This is a genomic window from Providencia sp. JGM181 (assembly GCF_018257375.1).
GTDB lineage: Bacteria > Pseudomonadota > Gammaproteobacteria > Enterobacterales > Enterobacteriaceae > Providencia > Providencia lanzhouensis.
The window spans coordinates 1-1,420 of sequence record NZ_JAERJY010000262.1; the positions used below are offsets into that span (position 1 = coordinate 1).

The 1,420-nt window shown below is 36.5% G+C and carries 2 protein-coding genes and 1 pseudogene; 2 read left to right on the forward strand and 1 reads right to left on the reverse strand.

The features are described from left to right. Nucleotides 1-39 precede the first annotated feature (39 nt). A complete protein-coding gene (gene yfbR / locus JK188_RS17355) occupies nucleotides 40-621 on the reverse strand; it encodes a 5'-deoxynucleotidase (protein ID WP_036952723.1) in 582 nt (193 codons plus the stop codon). A gap of 174 nt (nucleotides 622-795) precedes the next feature. On the opposite strand from yfbR, the gene JK188_RS17360 reads away from it, so the two are divergent. Beyond that, nucleotides 796-1,176, forward strand: coding sequence for a hypothetical protein (locus JK188_RS17360; RefSeq protein WP_132495442.1), 381 nt, complete (start codon nucleotides 796-798; stop codon nucleotides 1,174-1,176). Nucleotides 1,177-1,348: 172 nt separating this feature from the next. Continuing rightward, a pseudogene (locus tag JK188_RS17365) lies at nucleotides 1,349-1,420 on the forward strand (GntR family transcriptional regulator); the annotation flags it as partial.

Consider the following 1,420-nt stretch of genomic DNA (forward strand, 5'->3'; position numbering starts at 1 on the left):
ATACTATATAAGTGGGCATAGCATACCACTACTTATATATTAATTGCTTATTTCATCTAAAGACAGAGTAAAGCTAGGTACAAACGTTTTTATAAAATATTCCATTTCAGGGCTATTGCGCTCCGCTAACATTTTTTCAAGACGTCTTTTGGCTAACTTGAATTCGCTATTACCTGCGGATAGCTCTTCCAAACATTTTAAATAGGCACATAAGGTATCTGCCTGTTTTACAATAAAATGTTCTTCCTCGGATTGCAGATCTTCTACCAGTAAGCATTTAAAATCGTCTTGCAACTCTTCTGGCAGCATATCCAACAATTTTTGCTGGGCAAATTTTTCGATTTTTTTATATTCGTGGGCGATTTGCTGATTGTGATATTTAATTGGCGTTGGTAAGTCACCAGTGATGACTTCACTGGCATCATGATACATGGCAAATAGCGCAATTTTTTCAGGGTTGACATTTCCCTCGAATTTGCGGTTTTTAATGACCGCAAGAGCATGTGCTACCATGGCAACTTGTAAGCTATGCTCGGAGACATTCTCGGTACGCACATTGCGCATGAGTGGCCAGCGATGAATAAGTTTCATTCTAGCAAGGTGGGCAAAAAAATAACTCATAATCCCTCTTCAGTGATCCGGTGATGGTCTAAATTATATCTCAAAATTTATGAGGCTGGTAAGTTTATTGTGTCAGGCTTAAGTGGGCTTTTCTTATAAAAAACTAATAAATACAAGTGGGTTAAGGTTACTTAAATACCGCTATGATGAGACTCTATCTAAAAAGGAGGATATATGAACATAGAAAAACTAAGTGGTGGTATTGCCTCATTTGAAAACCATTGGGGAGAAGAGATATTGATGGCTAATTTACAGCACACTTCAATTAGATTGGCTTCAATTTCACTTGGGGGTATACAAAATAATGAACTGATTGAAAATGCATTTGAATATATTATTCAACATGATGTTGGACAAACAAGTGATTACTGGCGTGTTCATATTGTAACGTTGTCGGGTTCTTATACTACGCCTGATGGATTTTTTTGCTCAATTGGTGAGGAAGATAAAAAAATAGGGCGAGTTAAATTATCCGTTGATGGCAAAAACAAGCAACTAAATGTTACATACCCAGTATCAGGAACTTTTTCGACAAAAATGTCTATGTATTACTGAGTTTTTCTTTTTTCAATCAAATAGCTATTGCGAGAAACATCGATAAAGTATTTGATACAAGGTTGATATATATTACCTTTGAAAATGTCTAGTGTGAGGATTTAACAGTCGTTAAACATAATTAGGCTAACCATAAGCTTAATGTAAAGTAGGGTGAAAAAAGAAATAAACAGGGGCATGGGCGATTGAGAGCATCGTTTATTTCTTTGTGAGTGCGCTGGCGATTGCGTTACTGGGGGCAGGG

Coding starts and splice junctions, on each gene's coding strand:
- yfbR (WP_036952723.1), bottom strand. CDS start 621: ATGAGTTATTTTTTTGCCCACCTTGCTAGAATGAAACTTATTCATCGC.
- JK188_RS17360 (WP_132495442.1), top strand. CDS start 796: ATGAACATAGAAAAACTAAGTGGTGGTATTGCCTCATTTGAAAACCAT.